General features: G+C 46.3%; 18 protein-coding genes. 11 read left to right on the forward strand and 7 right to left on the reverse strand.

The genetic code is table 11. The annotated features are described in order from the left end of the window. Positions 1-13: 13 nt before the first annotated feature. Positions 14-1,480: a catalase KatA gene (katA, locus tag QWY22_RS01455; protein WP_300982606.1), complete on the reverse strand. Its 1,467-nt coding sequence runs from the start codon at positions 1,478-1,480 to the stop codon at positions 14-16. A gap of 435 nt (positions 1,481-1,915) precedes the next feature. On the opposite strand from katA, the gene QWY22_RS01460 reads away from it, so the two are divergent. Then, positions 1,916-3,418: a class I adenylate-forming enzyme family protein gene (locus QWY22_RS01460; RefSeq protein WP_300982607.1), complete on the forward strand. Its 1,503-nt coding sequence runs from the start codon at positions 1,916-1,918 to the stop codon at positions 3,416-3,418. Positions 3,419-3,510: 92 nt separating this feature from the next. Continuing rightward, entirely contained in the window at positions 3,511-4,404 is an 894-nt protein-coding gene (locus QWY22_RS01465; RefSeq protein ID WP_300982608.1) for an NAD(P)H-dependent flavin oxidoreductase, read from the forward strand. A 229-nt stretch (positions 4,405-4,633) separates the two neighbouring features. On the opposite strand, the gene QWY22_RS01470 is transcribed toward QWY22_RS01465, so the two are convergent. After that, positions 4,634-5,692, reverse strand: a complete 1,059-nt coding sequence (locus tag QWY22_RS01470) for a C40 family peptidase (RefSeq protein WP_036802838.1) — start codon at positions 5,690-5,692, stop codon at positions 4,634-4,636. A gap of 215 nt (positions 5,693-5,907) precedes the next feature. After that, complete coding sequence (locus QWY22_RS01475) at positions 5,908-6,486, reverse strand: hypothetical protein (RefSeq protein ID WP_300982609.1); 579 nt, start codon at positions 6,484-6,486, stop codon at positions 5,908-5,910. 243 nt (positions 6,487-6,729) lie between these two features. Between QWY22_RS01475 and QWY22_RS01480 the strand changes: the two genes are divergently transcribed. The 6 genes from QWY22_RS01480 (at position 6,730) to QWY22_RS01505 (ending at position 11,044) form a co-directional block, all read left to right on the forward strand. Next, on the forward strand, positions 6,730-7,125 hold the full coding sequence (locus tag QWY22_RS01480) for a hotdog fold thioesterase (RefSeq protein ID WP_300982610.1): 396 nt from the start codon (positions 6,730-6,732) through the stop codon (positions 7,123-7,125). Between the two features lie 326 nt (positions 7,126-7,451). Further along, positions 7,452-8,627, forward strand: a complete 1,176-nt coding sequence (locus tag QWY22_RS01485; RefSeq protein WP_300982611.1) for an acyl-CoA dehydrogenase family protein — start codon at positions 7,452-7,454, stop codon at positions 8,625-8,627. A gap of 28 nt (positions 8,628-8,655) precedes the next feature. After that, positions 8,656-9,420 (forward strand): SDR family NAD(P)-dependent oxidoreductase, encoded by a 765-nt coding sequence (locus QWY22_RS01490; RefSeq protein WP_300982612.1) that lies wholly within the window; start codon positions 8,656-8,658, stop codon positions 9,418-9,420. A 17-nt stretch (positions 9,421-9,437) separates the two neighbouring features. Further along, positions 9,438-9,887 carry a MaoC family dehydratase N-terminal domain-containing protein gene (locus QWY22_RS01495; protein WP_300982613.1) on the forward strand — a complete coding sequence of 150 codons (450 nt, stop codon included), beginning with the start codon at positions 9,438-9,440 and terminating at the stop codon, positions 9,885-9,887. Beyond that, on the forward strand, positions 9,884-10,282 hold the full coding sequence (locus QWY22_RS01500) for a MaoC/PaaZ C-terminal domain-containing protein (protein ID WP_300982614.1): 399 nt from the start codon (positions 9,884-9,886) through the stop codon (positions 10,280-10,282). The genes QWY22_RS01495 and QWY22_RS01500 overlap by 4 nt, the downstream gene beginning before the upstream one ends. Positions 10,283-10,474: 192 nt before the next feature. Then, on the forward strand, positions 10,475-11,044 hold the full coding sequence (locus QWY22_RS01505) for a TetR/AcrR family transcriptional regulator (RefSeq protein WP_300982615.1): 570 nt from the start codon (positions 10,475-10,477) through the stop codon (positions 11,042-11,044). Positions 11,045-11,126: 82 nt separating this feature from the next. On the opposite strand, the gene QWY22_RS01510 is transcribed toward QWY22_RS01505, so the two are convergent. Beyond that, positions 11,127-11,678, reverse strand: coding sequence for a methylated-DNA--[protein]-cysteine S-methyltransferase (locus QWY22_RS01510; RefSeq protein WP_300982616.1), 552 nt, complete (start codon positions 11,676-11,678; stop codon positions 11,127-11,129). After that, on the reverse strand, positions 11,662-12,249 hold the full coding sequence (locus tag QWY22_RS01515; RefSeq protein WP_300982617.1) for a bifunctional transcriptional activator/DNA repair enzyme AdaA: 588 nt from the start codon (positions 12,247-12,249) through the stop codon (positions 11,662-11,664). Before QWY22_RS01515 ends, QWY22_RS01510 begins: the two co-directional genes overlap by 17 nt. 153 nt (positions 12,250-12,402) lie before the next feature. Here QWY22_RS01515 and QWY22_RS01520 point away from each other — a divergent pair, with 153 nt between their 5' ends. From QWY22_RS01520 to tatA, 3 genes are all read left to right on the forward strand, one after another. Beyond that, the gene (locus tag QWY22_RS01520) at positions 12,403-12,555 is read left to right on the forward strand and encodes a hypothetical protein (protein ID WP_157833097.1); all 153 of its coding nucleotides are present in this window, start codon (positions 12,403-12,405) and stop codon (positions 12,553-12,555) included. 109 nt (positions 12,556-12,664) lie between these two features. Next, positions 12,665-13,627 (forward strand): hypothetical protein, encoded by a 963-nt coding sequence (locus tag QWY22_RS01525; RefSeq protein WP_300982618.1) that lies wholly within the window; start codon positions 12,665-12,667, stop codon positions 13,625-13,627. A gap of 180 nt (positions 13,628-13,807) precedes the next feature. After that, positions 13,808-13,990 (forward strand): twin-arginine translocase TatA/TatE family subunit, encoded by a 183-nt coding sequence (gene tatA / locus QWY22_RS01530; RefSeq protein ID WP_300982619.1) that lies wholly within the window; start codon positions 13,808-13,810, stop codon positions 13,988-13,990. A 106-nt stretch (positions 13,991-14,096) separates the two neighbouring features. Here the strand turns inward: tatA and QWY22_RS01535 are convergent, their stop codons facing one another. Both QWY22_RS01535 and QWY22_RS01540 read right to left on the reverse strand, forming a co-directional pair. Further along, on the reverse strand, positions 14,097-15,014 hold the full coding sequence (locus tag QWY22_RS01535; RefSeq protein WP_300982620.1) for a LysR family transcriptional regulator: 918 nt from the start codon (positions 15,012-15,014) through the stop codon (positions 14,097-14,099). A 118-nt stretch (positions 15,015-15,132) separates the two neighbouring features. Next, a complete protein-coding gene (locus QWY22_RS01540; protein ID WP_300982621.1) occupies positions 15,133-16,848 on the reverse strand; it encodes a GMC family oxidoreductase in 1,716 nt (571 codons plus the stop codon). Between the last annotated feature and the right edge of the window lie 6 nt (positions 16,849-16,854).

Here is a 16,854-nt window from a genome sequence, read left to right on the forward strand (position 1 = left end):
GTCATCAGCATTCTTATTTGATTTCAGTAAGGCCTGGTACAGGAAGGCCAAGACCTTCAGCAACACGAGTCCCGAATTCAGGATCCGCTTTGTACAAGTGGCTGATCTGGCGAAGTTTGATGTCTTCTTTTGTAACCGCGCTTAAGCCGCCGACGAAAGTTGCAACAAGGCGTTCTTGCTCTTCCGGAGTCTGCAAGCGGTAAAGGTCGCCCGGTTGTGTGTAGAAGTCTTCTTCGCGGTAAGGCACAGAATCCGTGAAGCCTTCCACAGCAAGCGGAGCTGGTTTCGAAGCAGCTTCTTCAACTGGACCGCCGTAGCTGTTGGGTTCGTAGTAGACAGAACCGCCGCCGTTTGCGCCAAAGTTCATTTGGCCGTCGCGCTGGTAGTTGTTTACTTCGTTTTTCGCAGCATTGATTGGCAGCATTTGGTGGTTAGCGCCTACGCGGTAACGGTGTGCATCGTGGTATGCGAACAAACGGCCTTGAAGCATTTTGTCCGGAGATACGTCGATGCCAGGAACCAATGTGCCCGGAGAGAACGTAGCTTGCTCAACTTCAGCAAAATAGTTTTGCGGGTTGCGGTTCAGCACCATGCGTCCAACTTCAATCAATGGGTAGTCTTTGTGAGACCATGTTTTTGTTACATCGAATGGGTCGAAGCGGTATGTGTTCGCATCTTCCAACGGCATGATTTGAACATACATTTTCCAAGCAGGGAAGTCGCCTTCTTCAATCGCATTGAAAAGATCTTCTGTATGGAAGTCAGGGTTTTCGCCAGCGATTTTGTCAGCGACTTCCTGCGTGATGTTTTGGATGCCTTGTTCAGTCAGGAAGTGGTATTTCACCCAATGGGATACACCTTCAGCGTTTGTCCATTTGAATGTGTGGCTTCCGAAACCGTGCATATGGCGGAGAGTCGCAGGAATTCCGCGGTCGCCCATCAAATAGGTTACTTGGTGCAGTGATTCTGGTGACAATGACCAGAAGTCCCACACTGCGTTAGGGTTTTTCAAGTGTGTGCGTGGGTCACGCTTTTGTGTATGGATAAAGTCAGGGAATTTAATCGCATCGCGGATAAAGAAAATCGGCGTGTTGTTTCCAACTAGATCGTAGTTTCCTTCTTCTGTGTAGAATTTCAAAGCAAAGCCGCGTGGGTCGCGAACAGTGTCAGCAGAACCAAGCTCGCCGGCTACTGTGGAGAAACGCGCAAACATATCGGTCTTTTTGCCGACTTCTGACAAGAAAGCAGCTTTTGTGTATTTTGTAAGGTCTTGTGTAACTTCAAAGTATCCGTGAGCGCCAGCGCCTTTTGCATGGACAACACGTTCAGGTACACGTTCCCGGTTAAAGTGGGCTAATTTTTCAAGAAGATGAACATCTTGAAGCAATACTGGTCCGTGCTGGCCAGCTGTCTGTGAGTTCTGGTTGTCGCCAACCGGTGCACCCCAGCTAGTCGTTAAAGTTCTTTTGTCTGTACTCATGAATCGAACACCTCATTCTCATTATTAGTTAAAACACTACACTCCTAATGATAACAGCTTTCAAATTAAAATCAATACTTAATGATAATGATTATAATTAGAGAAATCTGCTAGAGGGCGTAAGGAATTATGTGTATCAAACAAGTATGCTGTTTCTCAATTGGATGAAAAATTCTTTCTTCTACCTATAACATTGCCGGAAAAAGGAAAAAAACTCAACTTTAAACTCTTGTTTGAAAATTAAATGCATATATAGAAAGAGATTGCATTTCAAAATAAAACTAGCTAAGATAAAAATCAAGCGAAAGTTTTCAGAAAACTAAAACTATTGGAGGCGAAGGAGCCGTCGCGAAAGCTTGAACCAGTAACAAAATGTAAGCCTTTTCATGGAAAGCCCGACTTGCTTATGCTAATCAAACAAAAGGGGATGGGAAAATGCTCGTTACACAATCTATTGCGAAATATGCAGATACACAGCCCGCGAAAGTATATACCTCTTATCAAGGAAGAGAATGGAGCTACAGCGAATTTTACGAAAAAGCGAAACGAGTGGCGGCTTATTTTCAGCAGAAAGGGTATCAAAAGGACGACATTGTTGCCTTGTATGCACTGAATTCCGATACGTTTCTTGTTTGTTATTTCGGCATCCAGCTAGGTGGTTTTATTGCCATGCCGGTCAATACGAAACTGGCAGCGCCTGAAGTTGAGTATATTTTCTCAAACTCGGAAGCGAAAGCGCTGATCTATGATGTGCGTATTGAAGAAGTGATTAAAAACACAGCGCATAAGTTCCAGGATACATTAACCATCGGCGGAGAAGACACGTTAGGGCACGTTACGGAAGATGCTTCATTGGAATTTAAGCCGGTATCCTTGGACGCAGAAGATACCGGGGTGGTGATGTACACCTCGGGAACAACCGGAAAACCGAAAGGCGTGATGCTGACGCACAGCAATATACAAGCATGCGCAGAAACTTGGTCCGAAGCCATGGCAATTACCGGTCAGGACCGGATGCTAATCTCAACGCCTCTTTTTCATTGTGCGGCAGCTCATGTTTTTGTCGTGCCTATCACCCATAAAGGTGGCTCTTTGGTGATAGAAGAAGCGTTTTCTCCGGATAAAACATTGAATATGCTGCAGTCCGCTCAGCCGACCATGTTTTTCGGAGTGCCGGCGATGTACAGCATCATCTTAAATTTGCCGGATATCCAGAAAGTCCAATTGCCTTCATTGCGCTTGTTCTGTTACGGGGCAGCGCCGATGCCTTATGAACTGGTGAAAAAACTGAAAGAGACGTTTCCGGCTGTCGGTGTCCAGAACTGCTATGGGCAGACGGAAAACGCGCCAGCGGCCTCTTCCTTAAAAGACCATTTTGCCCTCGATAAAATCGGGTCGGTCGGAGAAGTGCTCCCACAGACAAAAATCCAGGTGGTGGATGAATTTGGGGATTCGCTGCCGACCGGGCAAGTGGGTGAAATCGTCGTCAAAGGTCCGCAGGTGATGAAAGGCTATTTGCGAAACGAAGAAGCGACGCGCCGAGCGGTTAAAAACGGCTGGATGTACAGCGGCGACCTTGGGAAATTTGATGAAGACGGCCTGTTGTATATCGTTGACCGCAAAAAAGACATGATCATCCGCGGCGGCGAGAACGTCTATCCGGTGGAAGTTGAAGAAGTGCTGTACCAAATTCCGCAATTGCTTGAAGCGGCGGTTGTCGGTGTGCCGCATGAAGTCTACGGCGAAGTGCCAAAAGCATACGTTGTCCAAAAAGAAGGGCAGTCTGTATCAGAAGAGGAAATCAAAGCCTATTGCGAGACCCAGCTTGCAAAATACAAAGTGCCGCTGGCAGTTGAATATCTGGATGAATTGCCGCGCAATGCATCCGGAAAAGTGTTAAAACACACGCTGCGGGCTGCAGAAAACTCACGGGCTTAAATAGAAAGGGGAATCTGAAGAAATGTATACTATTCAGCAAAAAGAAAAGAGCTGCATGGGGTCCAAAGCAAACGTTCGGGAGGCGATTGTGTATGCTTAAGCTTCCGGTAATAATCTCTCCCATGTTCTTGGTATCAACGCCGAAAATGGTCATCGAAGCGGGAAATGCGGGTGTAATCGGCTCATTCCCTCTATTAAATGCCCGCCCAGTTGAAACTTGTGCAGCATGGCTGCAGGAAGTGAAAAGTGCTCTCGGCGAAAAGCCGTGGGCTGTCAACTTCATTTGCCATACGGGGTCAAACAGCCGCTACGCCGAGGATCTGGAATTGATTCGCCAATACGAGCCGCCCATTGTCATCACTTCGTTAGGCTCGCCTGGTGAAGTCATTGAAGTGGTCCGTGCATACGGCGGCCTTGTGTACTCGGATGTAGCCAATGTGCGGCATGCGAAAAAAGCGGCTGCCAGCGGAGTGGATGGTTTGGTGTTGGTTTGTGCCGGAGCTGGCGGGCACGGCGGCACCTTGAATCCATTCGCGTTTATTGCCGCGGTGAAAAAATTCTACAGCGGCACCATTATTTTGTCGGGCGGCCTTTCGACAGGGGCAGATGTTGCAGCGGCAAAACTGATGGGCGCCGATTATGTCTATATGGGCACCCGCTTTTTGGCGGCGGAAGAAAGCAGCGCACCGGAAGATTACAAGCAAATGGTCATCGATTCCACCATTGAAGATGTGCTGTACACCGATTCATTCAGCGGAGTGCCGGTCAATGTATTGGTGCCAAGCCTCGTAAAGCAGGGAATTGATCCGAAAACCTTGAAGCCGAAAGACGAGGTCGATTTATCGCATTTGGTCAATGCCAAAGCATGGCGGGATATTTGGTCGGCGGGGCATGGGGTAACCACCATCACGAAAAGAGAAACCACCAAAGAAATTGTGGATACGCTGATCTCCGAATATAAGGCGGGAGTGGCGAACCTTGTATGAAACGATTAGCACCGATTTAAAAGGCGGTAAATTAACGCTTGCGTAAAACCGGCCGGAGCGAATGAAGGCTTATACGGACAAAATGAACGAAGAACTGCTGAATCTCAGATTGAAGTGTTCGGGCTGCCGGGCTTTTCAATACAATAGAAGAATAGAGAAAAAGAAACAACACCGGAAAAAATTCCGGTGTTGTTTTTGGTTTAAAGAGAAAAAACAGGAGCTGCTGCGATCAATCCATCGCGTATAGACGTTTGAACCCGTCGAAATGTTTGCCCCAGTAGGAATCGCTCAAGCTGGTAATTTGGACACGGTCGCCGCCGGCATGGATGAATTTATTGTCTCCCAGGTAAATGCCCATATGAGAAATCCCTGCACGGTACGTATTGCTGAAGAACACCAAATCACCCGGTTTTGGATTGCTTACATCGTATGAACGGGCATCGTAGCCGGTTGTGTTGGTGCGCGGAAGGCTAACGCCTGCTTTATTGTATACATAGTAAATGTATCCGCTGCAATCAAATCCGCTTGGTGTGGCACCGCCCCACACGTATGGAATGCCAGTTAGGGAAGTTGCCGTTGAAATCACTTTCCCCGCCACTCCAGCTGCTGGGACGGCGGGCTGTGAAACCGGGGTGGGTTTAGGTTGTGTAGCGACTGTTGTATTTTTTACATTCAGCACTTGTCCTACCCGGATCGAACTTGAAGTCAAGCCATTCCAGTTCATTAATTGTGTAACGGAAATGCCGTGGCGATGGGCGATATTCGTCAATGTGTCTCCGCTGACGACTTTATAAGTATTGCCGGAAACCGCTGGAGCCGTAGTTTTAGCCGGTGCAGGCGCTTTCGGGGCAGCAGGGGCCGCAACAGTGCCGCTTACTTTCAGTTTTTGGCCGACGGAAATCGTGTTTGTAGAAAGCTTGTTCAGCTTTTGAATGTTGCTGACGGTTGTCTTATGTAAAGAAGCAACTTTATAAAGCGTATCTCCCGATTTTACTATGTATGTGTTTTGCGCCGTGGCTCCAGTTGAAGCGGGTGCAGTCGTTTTGGCAGGAGCGGTTGTTTTAACTGGCTGGGAGGCAGTCAGTTTTAAAACTTGGTTCGGGTAAATAGAATCGGATTTTAAATTGTTCCATTGTTTGATGTTTGCAATCGAGACGTTATTTGAAGAAGCAACCTTCCATAATGTATCTCCCGGTTTAATCGTGTACGAACTTGCGTCTGCACTCGCAGCCCCAACGAATAGAGCCAAAGAACCTGCAGCAAGTACAGAGTAAGCTAATTTTTTCATGTTTTTTCTCCTTTTTAATGAAAAATTTGTATATAAAATAGTAAATTTTATTGAATACTTAAGGTGTATTTAATTGTATATTCAAAATTTTAAATAGGCAATAAGTTTTAATATTACAATTGTGTTACAAAACATGTGGTCATGGTTTATAACCAAGTAATAGGGGGTAATAGAAAAAGCTTCGGAACATGGCTGTTCCGAAGCTTTTTGTTCTCCTATGCATGGAGGTATTGGTGGATTTGCTGAAAATCATCCGAAATATGTGAGGCGTTTCCTAAAACATCTTTGTACCAGCTGGTTAGTTGTTTGGTTTCGCTAAACGCCAGGCTTTTCTGGTTTTCTACTTTTTCCACGAAGTAATTGATGCTATTGACACGGTTTTGGAAATAAGGGATGTGTTGGCGGAACCGGTCTTCTACCTGTGGGTTAAAGAGCTTGCCAAAGTGGAGCAGCCCATTATTGATGTATTCTTCCGCATATAATGCAGCGCCGGCGACGGCTAACTGATCCTCCAGCCGAGGCTCTTTGGGCACATTAAGCGTTAGGGGCATGAGCTCCTCGGCTGTCTGCAAAGCATCAAGCATTTGCTGCTTTTGGATTTTCGTTAAGCCGTTCTGCCGGTCGAAGTTTCCAAAAACGGCGCTGGCTGCATCCAAGTGAGAAGAGAGGCGCTCAAGTTTCAGTTCTTCTGGCTTTGTGCCTACCAAACTTTTGATTTTTCCATAAACAAAAAGGCGCTGCAAGTAACCGTACAATAAAACAACGCCATTGAATTGCGCTTCTGCTGCATTCATCTGTCTTGCTCCTTTCAAAATTTGTTTTCTTTCAGTATACCGTTTTGTGAAGAGAGGCAAACAGCGACAGCAGAATAAATCGGCTCTGGTCTTTGGGTAGTTGTTCTTCAGCGGGTGAGCAGGATTGGTGGGCAGAATAAGCCGCAGAATTTTGCTTTGAACATAAAAAGGGGATATGAAAAAGAGTGGGCATCATTCCGTTGGTATGATATGTTTTCACTACTAACGAAAAGGAGGAAGTTTATGAAAATCAAATCTTATGAAAAAACCATTATGGGAGCGCTCGGAATCGAAATGGGAGAAGTGACAGCGGACCGTGTCGTTGCCACAATGCCGGTGCACGAAGCAACGCATCAGCCATTCGGCCTTCTTCATGGAGGAGCTTCAGTCGTATTAGCGGAATCAGTCGCCAGCATAGGGACATGGAATTTAATCGATCAGGAAAACGAAATTGCAGTGGGGCTGGAGATCAATGCCAACCATATCCGCGGGAAACAAGAAGGAACAGTTACAGCTGTCGGGACTCCTTTACATAAAGGCCGTACCACAATGGTATGGGATATAAAAATAATGGACGAAGAAGAAAAGTTAATTTGTGTATCGCGCTGCACCGTTGCGATTGCTAAAAAAAGCCGGTAAAGTTCTGCAAGAAGGTTTTTGATAAAGAATGGATTCACAAATATAATTAATCAGAAAAATTCAAAAAATATTGAACTTGTCGAACGAGTTAATGTATAATCAAGGAAAATAAAAAATAAAGCGCTTACATTTTCGGTTTCAGTTTCCTGGAAAAATGGTAAGCGCTTTTTTTGAAAAGTATACATACCGAACGTTCAGTATTCTGGGCGGACTGCCTGGTTTGTAGAACACCTGCCAAAAACAGCGGGGGACAAAATATCGAAACGCCCATTGCGAGAACAATTCATCAATCAATAGCCTAATAGAAAACGAATGGAGAGATGACGATGCATTTACGTTTAACGGAAGAACAGGAAATGGTCCGAAAAACGATCCGAAGATTTGTTGAGAAAGAATTGATTCCACTGGAAAACGATGTGCTGAAAAATGAGCGGGAAGGGAAACCCGGAATTTCAAAAGAAAAACTGAAAGAACTGCAGCAAAAAGCGAAAGAGTTCGGCTTTTGGGGCATCAACACGCCGGAAGAATACGGCGGAGCGGATATGGGCCAGATGATGATGGCGCTGGTCCTCATGGAAGTCTCGAAGACCTTCGTGCCGTTCACATTCGGCGGTTCAGCAGACAATATCCTGTATTACGGAAACGAAGAACAGAAAAAGCGCTATTTGATTCCGACTATCAACGGCGAAAAGAAATCATGTTTTGCAATGACTGAGCCCGATGCGGGATCGGATACACAGAACTTAAAAATGACGGCCGTCAAAGACGGCAATGAATGGGTGCTGAACGGGGAGAAAACCTTCATTACCGGCGGGAACGAAGCCGATTTTGTGATGGTCATTGCGATTACCGACAAAGAATTGCATTCAAAAACCGGCCGCGAAGGCGTCACTTGCTTTATTGTTGACCGCGACATGGGCTGGAAATCCGAGTATATCGACACGATGGGCGAGTGGGGGCCGGCCGGACTGGTATTTGACAACGTCCGGGTGCCGGAAGAGAACATTCTCGGCGAAGTCAACGGCGGCTATAACCTTGGGCTTGAGTGGATCGGCTTTGCCCGATGGGTGGTAGGAGCGCGCGCTGTCGGCATGAGTGAACGGCTCCTGCAAATGGCGATTGACTACTCGAAAGAACGCAAGACTTTCGGCAAACCAATTGCTGAGCGCCAAGCCATCCAATGGCCGATTGCCGATTCCGCAGTGGAAATCGAGGCAGCAAAATGGCTGGTGCTGAATGCGGCATTTACACTCGACCAAGGAGAAGACAACCGCCATTTGGCATCGATGGCAAAATTGTACGGCGCCAATATGGGCAACCGCGTTGTTGACCGTGTCTTGCAGATTCACGGCGGCATGGGTTATACACGGGAATTGCCGATTGAACGCTGGTACCGTGAAGCGCGGCTTTGGAGAATTTACGACGGCACGGATGAAATACAGCGCTTGATCATTTCGCGCAATCTGTTAAAAGGGCATGTGAAAATAGGGCAATTCATTTAAATCCACGGACTGAAAGGAAGTTATCGAGATGAAAAACACATTTGAAGGCAGAACAGCATTTGTAACCGGTGGCAGCCGAGGAATCGGCAAAGAGATTGCCGAGCGCTTCGCAAGCGAAGGCGCAAATGTCGCCATCATTGACGTCAATGAAGAAGCTTTGAATGAAACCGCCGCGGAATTCACTGGAAAAGGCTATTCCGTCTATACGAAAAATGCCAGTGTGACCGATAAGGAACAAATCGAAGAAGCGATGAAAGACGTGTTTGAACAATTCGGTTCGGTAGACATTCTGGTCAATAACGCCGGCGTGATCCGCGACAATATGCTGTTTAAAATGACCGATGAAGACTGGCTGACGGTGATGGATGTCCATTTAAAAGGGGCATTTTACGCCACGCGCGCCGCTCAGGGGTACATGACCCAGAACAAGTACGGCCGCATTATTAATATTTCGTCCACATCTGCCCTGGGAAACCGGGGGCAAGCGAACTACGCGACGGCCAAATCCGGCCTCCAAGGCTTTACAAAGACATTGGCAATTGAACTAGGCAAGTTTGGCATTACTGCAAACTCCGTGGCGCCAGGGTTTATTGAAACGGATATGACGAAAGCGACAGCTGAACGGATCGGCATCTCGTTTGATGAGTTGATCCAGGCAAGCGTCTCAAATATTCCGGTCAATCGGAGCGGAAAGCCGGCAGACATTGCCAATGCAGTGGCCTTTTTCGCTGATGAACGTTCATCGTTTGTCAGTGGGCAAGTGCTCTATGTGGCAGGCGGTCCAAAAAACTGATGAAAGGAGCAGAAACCATGTTGAAAGAAAGCATTGGCAAACGTTCGGAGAAAGTGAAAAACACGATTGAACGGGGAGCGGTCCGAAAATTTGCAGAAGCAATTAGCGACCCGTCACCGCTGTTTCTGGACGAAAAGGCTGGGAAAGAGTCGAAGTACGGGAAAAATATCGCTCCCGCAACATTTCCTGTTACGTTTGATGCCGGCTCGATTCCTGATTTAAAACTGCCTTCGCAGGGCTTGATCCACGGCGAGCAAATTTATCATTACAACCGGCCGCTGTTTGTAGGTGAAGAGGTTTATTGTTGGATGGAAGTCAAAGATTATTACGAGAAAAGCGGCAACTTCGGCGATATGGGCTTTTTGGTCATCACAAAATACGGGGAGGATGCAGAAGGCGCTTTGCTGTTTACAGAAGAGCGCATCGTCATCATCAACGAAGCGGCGAGAAAGGGGATGCCGGTATGAAACAGCTGAAAGCTTTTCAATTGGGAGAATCGGTGCCGGAAATTACACTGGCACCGGTTGCCCGCCTCGATTTAATCAAATACGCAGGTGCTTCCGGCGATTTTAATCCGATCCATACGATTGATGCGGAAGCCGAAAAAGCAGGATTGCCTGGCATCATCGCCCATGGCATGTGGACAATGGGCAATCTGGCCAAGCTGTTTACGCCTTATTTGGATGAAGGATTTATCCAGGACTATTCAATCCGTTTCCGCGGCATGGTATTTATCGATGATGTGATTACGCTGAAAGCGTCAATCGCAGAAAAACAGCCGGAACGTCTAACGTTCACTGTGCAGGCAGTCAATCAGCAAGGAAAAGACGTGCTAAAAGGCAATATCGTTTTTTCGTTATAGCCATACTTGGCGGTAACTATGTAGAAAATGAAGCGGAAAACACCCGACTGGAGCGGAATGAATTATGCTGTCGAGGGTTTCTCTAGAGAGTACAACTTGTACTCTCTTTTACTTTCTGGATAAGTAAGGGCTCCGTAAGAAATGGTATAATACTTTAAAACATCTGGTTATAGCGAAAGGCAGTGGAATGCGGTGAAAGCAGAATTAATCAAGGAAAGCATCAATCTCTTTGTAGAGAAGGGGTTCAGTGCCACTTCCATCCAGGACATCGTGGATAAGCTGGGCGTGACAAAAGGTTCCTTCTATTATCATTTCAAGAGCAAAGAGGCGCTTCTTATGCATATTCATCTGTCTTATATTGATGATTTGCTGAAAAGGCAAAAAACGATTTTGGAGACAGAAAAAGAGGCGCGCGGAAAATTAGTGAAAGTGGTCGAACTGCTGATCCATGATATTGAAAAGCAGGGAGCCCTTGGCCGAGTTTATTACCGGGAAATACGCCATTTGACTCCTGAAAATGCAGCGACTATCCGGAAAAAGCGCGCCGAGTTCAGAGACCGCATTGAAAGCATCATTAAAGAAGGCATCGAAAATGGCGAATTCCGCAAAAACCTGGAAGCCAAAATGATTACATTCGGCATCCTCGGCATTACCAACTGGAGCTATCAATGGTTTAACCCGAAGGGCGATTTGTCTGTAAGAGAATTGGCTGATATGTACACAGACTTCATCTTGCATGGCATTCAATCAAAAGATTCCTGAATTATGGATACATACGTTATCCGAAAAAACCTCCAAACGGCTTTCGCTGGCCGTTTGAAGGTTTTTTTGATAGAGCTTAAAATCAATTCCGCTCCATAGAAGGAGAGCCTGGAGTATGCACGTGTTCTTTATGCGCTTTCTCAAGTTCCAATAGGAAAGTTTTCAATTCCAAACCGCCGCGGTAGCCGGTCATGGCGCCATTTTTGCCGACCACCCGGTGGCAAGGCACGGTGATCATCACGGGGTTTGCGCCAATTGCAGCCCCAACTGCCCGGACCGCTGCGGGGCGCTGGATGCGCGCGGCGATGTCCGAGTAAGAGACGGTCTGGCCGTAAGGGATCTCTTGCAGTGCCTGCCAAATCTCTTCTTGAAAAGGAGTTCCTTTCACATCGATTGGCAAAGAAAAGAGCGTCTGGGTGCCGCTGAAATAATCTTGCAGTTCTTGCAGATAAGGCGTGAGCGAATCTGGATTTTCCTGCAGCGCAGCTCCGGGAAACCGCTTGTTGAGATAAGCTTGAAAATCTTCGAAACTTTGGCCTGGGGAACCGACGTAGCAAAGGCCCTTAGAAGTTTTAGCGACATACAAGGTCCAGCCACTATGTTCTAAAACTGCCCATTCAATTTGAATTGCCATATTCATTTGCTCCTCTCAGGGATTTTCGGTAATTGGCAGGCGTCTGCCCGTTTTTCTTTTTATACAGTGTAATAAAATACGGCGCGCTTGGAAATCCGCAGAGCCGGCCGATTATTGCAACCGGATCATCTGTTTCGGCCAAAAGCCGGTCTGCTTTTTCAAGACGCAATTGCTGAATGTATTCCAAAGGGCTGCAGCCTTTCAAACGCTTGAACTGGCGCTGTAAATGGTACGGGCTGCCGTGTGAAATATCGGCAAGGCGATCCAAACTTATAGGTTCGGTGAAATGTTCATCGATCCAGTTCGAAATCTGCTCAATCCATTCGTCGGCCGGAAGATTCAGCCCATCCGGCTTGCATCGTTTGCAGGGCCTGAAACCTTGAGCCAATGCACCATAAGCGTTTTTAAAGATGAGCACATTGTCTTTGTTCGGGACGCGCGAGCGGCAGGAAGGGCGGCAGAAAATTTTGGTGGTCCGGACTCCGTAAAAAAATTGATCGTCAAATGTGGCATCGTTTTCCGAAATGGCCTTCCAATAGGCAGCAGGAACAGCAAAATTTTGTTTGGCCATCGCACTTCACCTCTATTCATAGTATATACGCTAAGCTTGAATAATTAAGCTTTTAACAATGAAAAAGCAAGATTACGAAACGATAAAATAAATAATTTTGCTTGTTTTATTAAATTTCTTTGGGGAATAATAAGCAGTAAGAGGAGGGATTACATGGCTAGAGATAAAAACTTAGAAGAACTAAAAGACACGGTGCGAAAACAGGAATTTAGGGAAGAAACACAAGAAGTGAAAGAACAGACACGTTTTCCTAACGAACGGCGGGAACAGAACGACTTGGACAATGAGGATCAGGAAAACAAATAATGATTACTGCCCTGCAAGCCGATAAACCGGCCTGCAGGGTTTTTGGTTGAAAGGGTTTAGCAACGTGATAAAATGGACACAATCTAGCATGCGGAAAGAGAGTGGGGTTATGTTCAATTCGTTAACAGAACTGATGGAAGCGAAAGGATATAAAGATAAACGGGCTGTGCAGTGGAATAAAATCTGCCAAGAGGAAAAACTGAGCGAACAGTTTATCCGTGAAAACGAAGAGCAGGTCAATTGGAGATTGCTGTCGGAACACCAACAGCTGTCAGAAGCCTTTATCCGGGAATTTAGCGGCCGCCTGTTTTGGGAGCCGGTTCTGGCAGAGCAAAAAGTATCGGAGCAGTTTATCGAGGAATTCGCAGCCGAAGAAAAGTGGGAGCCAGCACATGAAAAACTGAGCAAACGCCAATTGAAAACATTGCAAAGAGCAGGAAAAGACTTTGATATAGATGAATATTGGACCATTGTTTCAATGAAGCAGGAATTGGCGAATGCAAAGGGTTTGTCGCCTGCCTTTATGGAAAGGCATCAAGATAAGTTATCCTGGAGTTGCCTGTCGCTTTGCCAAGTTTTGCCGATGTCATTGATTGACCGCCATGCGGACAAAGTGGATTGGCATACAGTGACAAGAGTTCAAATCCTGTCAGAGCGTTTTATCGAAAAGCACCGCGGCCACGTAGAGTGGGAAACGATTTCTTTTCATCAGAATTTATCGGAGCGCTTCATCAATCGGCATCATGCCAAAATGAGTTTTATTTCCGCTGAGCGAAAACGTTCGGAAGGCTTCCTGTATACTCATTTGGAAAAAATGGATATTGCTTCGGTCCTTGAAAATCAAAACCTGCGGAATGTCAAAAATTATGAGCCATTTGATATTTACAGCGTAGAGAAAAATGGACGAAAAAAATACATTTTGAAATATCGCAGGAAATTTCATTCAGAAGATTCCAGCCTGCACATAGCAGACGAAGAAGAGCTATATGAGCAGCTTGAAGAATTCGAGCTTGACCATGTAATTGAAAAGGATTTTCCGGAATTAAAGGCGAAAGAGGATTTCCACTTTTAATTCATAAATAGTTTCAATAGTCTTTCAATTCGTGTTATAACTTATTATATAAAAGTTCTTCCGTGCCAGTACTTTTTCCATAACGCATTTTACAGATTTGCAGAGATGATTCCATCAGCCAGAATAGTGCACCGACGCCTTACTGAATTGAACTTATTTCACTTTAAGGAGGAGCCCCTTATGGCAAATATCGGACCAACCGAATGGATTATTATTCTTGTGATTGCTTTGATCATTTTTGGGCCAGCCAAATTGCCGCAGCTGGGACGTGCTGCCGGTGAAACGCTGAGAGAGTTTAAAAACTCGACGAAAGGCATTATGGAAGATGCAAAAGAAGAAGTGAAAACCGAAAAAGAAAAATAAGCAAAACCGAAAGCGCCAAAACAACCGCCCGTGAAATTAACGGGCGGTTGTTTTGCAGAATGATTAAGGTTGTGGAGTCGTCTTCGAATGCAAGATATGGGAACGATTAGTTTGGTTTTGTTGTAGTTTGCTCGGCCATTTCTTTCTTTCGTTCCAGAAAACCGATGGTGTAGGCAATAAATTCTTTGACGGTATCTGTTTGTGCCCTTTCTTTGTGCCAGACCAATCCGACTGAACGGGTGCACCTTGGTTCTGTGAGCCGCAATTCTTTGACTTTCAAGGATGAGAGCCGCGAGCTTCGGATCAAAGAAGGGCTAAAAGCTACCCCCAGCCCTTTTTCCACCAATTCATAAGTGACGCCTGTTTCGTCGCCCTCAAAAGCGAAATCCGGATAAAAGCCGGCTTGTGAACAAAACTGTTCGGTCATGTCCCGGAATCCGTAGCCGGGAGGCATGACGATAAAAGGGTCGTTTTTAACTTCAATCAAACGGATTTCGTCCCGATCCGCTAAAGGATGGGAGTTGGGAACGGCAAGGAAAATCTCTTCTTCAATAATGGGATACCATTCAACGTTTTCGCCTTCAATTGGAAAAGTGGAAATGCCTACATCGATTTCACCGCTTTCTAGCTGGCTGTTCATCCGTTCAGCAAAAGCCTGGTATTGGCGAAATCGGGCTTTTGGATGTTTTTGCAAAAAACCGCCGAGCAATTCAGGCAAAATGGTAGGGATGGTCACTGCGACAGTAATCAGTTCGTTTTGCTTTTCGGTCAAGAAAGCCAATTCTTTTTCGCCTTTTTGCAGCTCATGAAAAACATTTTCAACCACTTTCAAATAAGCTTTGCCTAAATGGTTCAAGCGGATTTGGCGGCCGGCCCTGTCAAACAACTGATAACCCAGCCGCTGTTCCAGTTTGGAGATCATTTTGCTTAAAGCGGGCTGGGAAACGTTCAACTCCTGGGCTGCTTTTGTCAGGTGCTGATGTTTGGCGACTTCCTGAAAGTACTTTAATTGCAACAAATCCATGCTGCACACTCCTTTTTCACTGCCCTGTATATCTGACCTAGTTTAATACACGGAAGCAGGAATCTGCAACTGGATAAAAAGAAGCTGCCCGACATGGGGCAGCTCCTTTTTCATGATATTAGACGAGAGACCCGCCTTCTTTGATGTATTTCTGAATTCCTTCTGCTGCCCGGTATGAAAGTGCCCCGAGCGTGCCGGTAGGGTTGAAAGAGCTATTGTGGGGGAACGCGGACGCTCCGACCACAAAGACGTTTTCCGCATCCCACATTTGAAGATAGCTGTTAAGAGCGGATGTTTCAGGGTCTGATCCCATAATTACGCCGCCTGTATTGTGTGTATTGGTATCTTTATTGACATTGAAATCGCCTTGTTTTTCATTGGTGTCAATAATGTCCGCGCCGATTTCTTCTGCGATTTTATGCGTCACTTTCGACATGTACTTCACCAGTTCACGGTCTTGTTCGGTGTAGTCAAATGTCATGCGAAGCAAGGGCTTGCCGTATGCATCTTTGTAAGTAGGGTCAAGGTCCAAATAATTGTAGCGATAAGGCATGCTCGCCCCTTGGGATTTCACCGGGAAAAAGCTGTTTGCGTATTTAATCGATTGGTCCTTGAATTCCGCTCCCCAAGAAGGTGTGCCTTTAGGAACCACGTTATTGGCAATCGGACGGTTGCCGTATTGCGTCACCCGGATTCCGGCTCCGTGGATAAAGTTCACCTCGGAATGATCGAAATTATCGCCGACAAATTCAGGGATTTCAATTCCTAATGCACCTGCACCGCCGTACAGGTTAAATTCCTTGTCTTCGAAGAACATCATGGAAGAAGCGGAGCTGACCTGGTAGCAATAGTTTTTGCCAATGACACCGGTGCCGTCAGCTGAATTATAAGGTTTTCCAAGGCCGGAGTTGAGCAGCAGGCGCGCATTGTTGAAAACATAGCTTGCAACAACCACGACATCAGCCGGCTGTTCAAATTCTTCCCCCGTAATTGTGTCAACGTAAATGACGCCGGATGCTTTTGACCCGTCATTTAAGATTTCAATAACATTCGAATGCGTACGCAGTTCCAGGTTGCCGGTTTTCTTGGCTACTGGAATGACCGTCACAGCGGGATCGGCTTTGGCTCCGTATTCACAGCCAAAGTTTTCGCAATAAGCGCAGTACTGGCAAGCCGCCCGCGAGATGCCATCGGGGTTCTCGTAGCTTTCCGACAAGTTTCCTGAAGGAATGACGTATGGTGTGTAGCCCAGATTCTTCGTCGCTTTCTCGAACATGTTCATGATGGGGGTTTTTAGCATCGGCCCTGTAGGATAAGGGTTTGAACGCTTGCCGTAAAGTTCGACTGTCTCACCAGAGATTCCTGCCATTTTCTCGAACGTATCGTAATAAGGTTCAATCTCGCCATACGTCATGCCCCAATCCTGAATCGTGTATTCAGGGTTAAGTTTGTTGGCTCCGTATTTTTTGTCTGTCAGTGTTTTGATTTCAAAGTCATAAGGAAGGAAGCGGTAAGTCTGGCCATTCCAGTGGCTTCCTGCGCCGCCGACGCCGTCTCCGACGATAAATGTTCCATAATCGCGCATCGGAAGGGCACGCATTTTTTCGTTATTGCGGTGGGTAATGGTTTCCTTGGACAAATCCTGCATCAACTCTTCCCGATGCTGATAGCGAAGTTCGTCATGCCCCATTGCGTAATCGCTGGTATTGCGGTCTTTCCCGCGTTCCAATCCGACCACTTTGATGCCTGCTTTGGTCAGTTCGGAAGCGACAATACCGCCGGCCCATCCCATGCCTACGACAACAACTGGTACTTTAGGTAATTTTGTAGCCATCTTTGT

Source organism: Planococcus liqunii (genome assembly GCF_030413595.1).
GTDB lineage: Bacteria > Bacillota > Bacilli > Bacillales_A > Planococcaceae > Planococcus > Planococcus liqunii.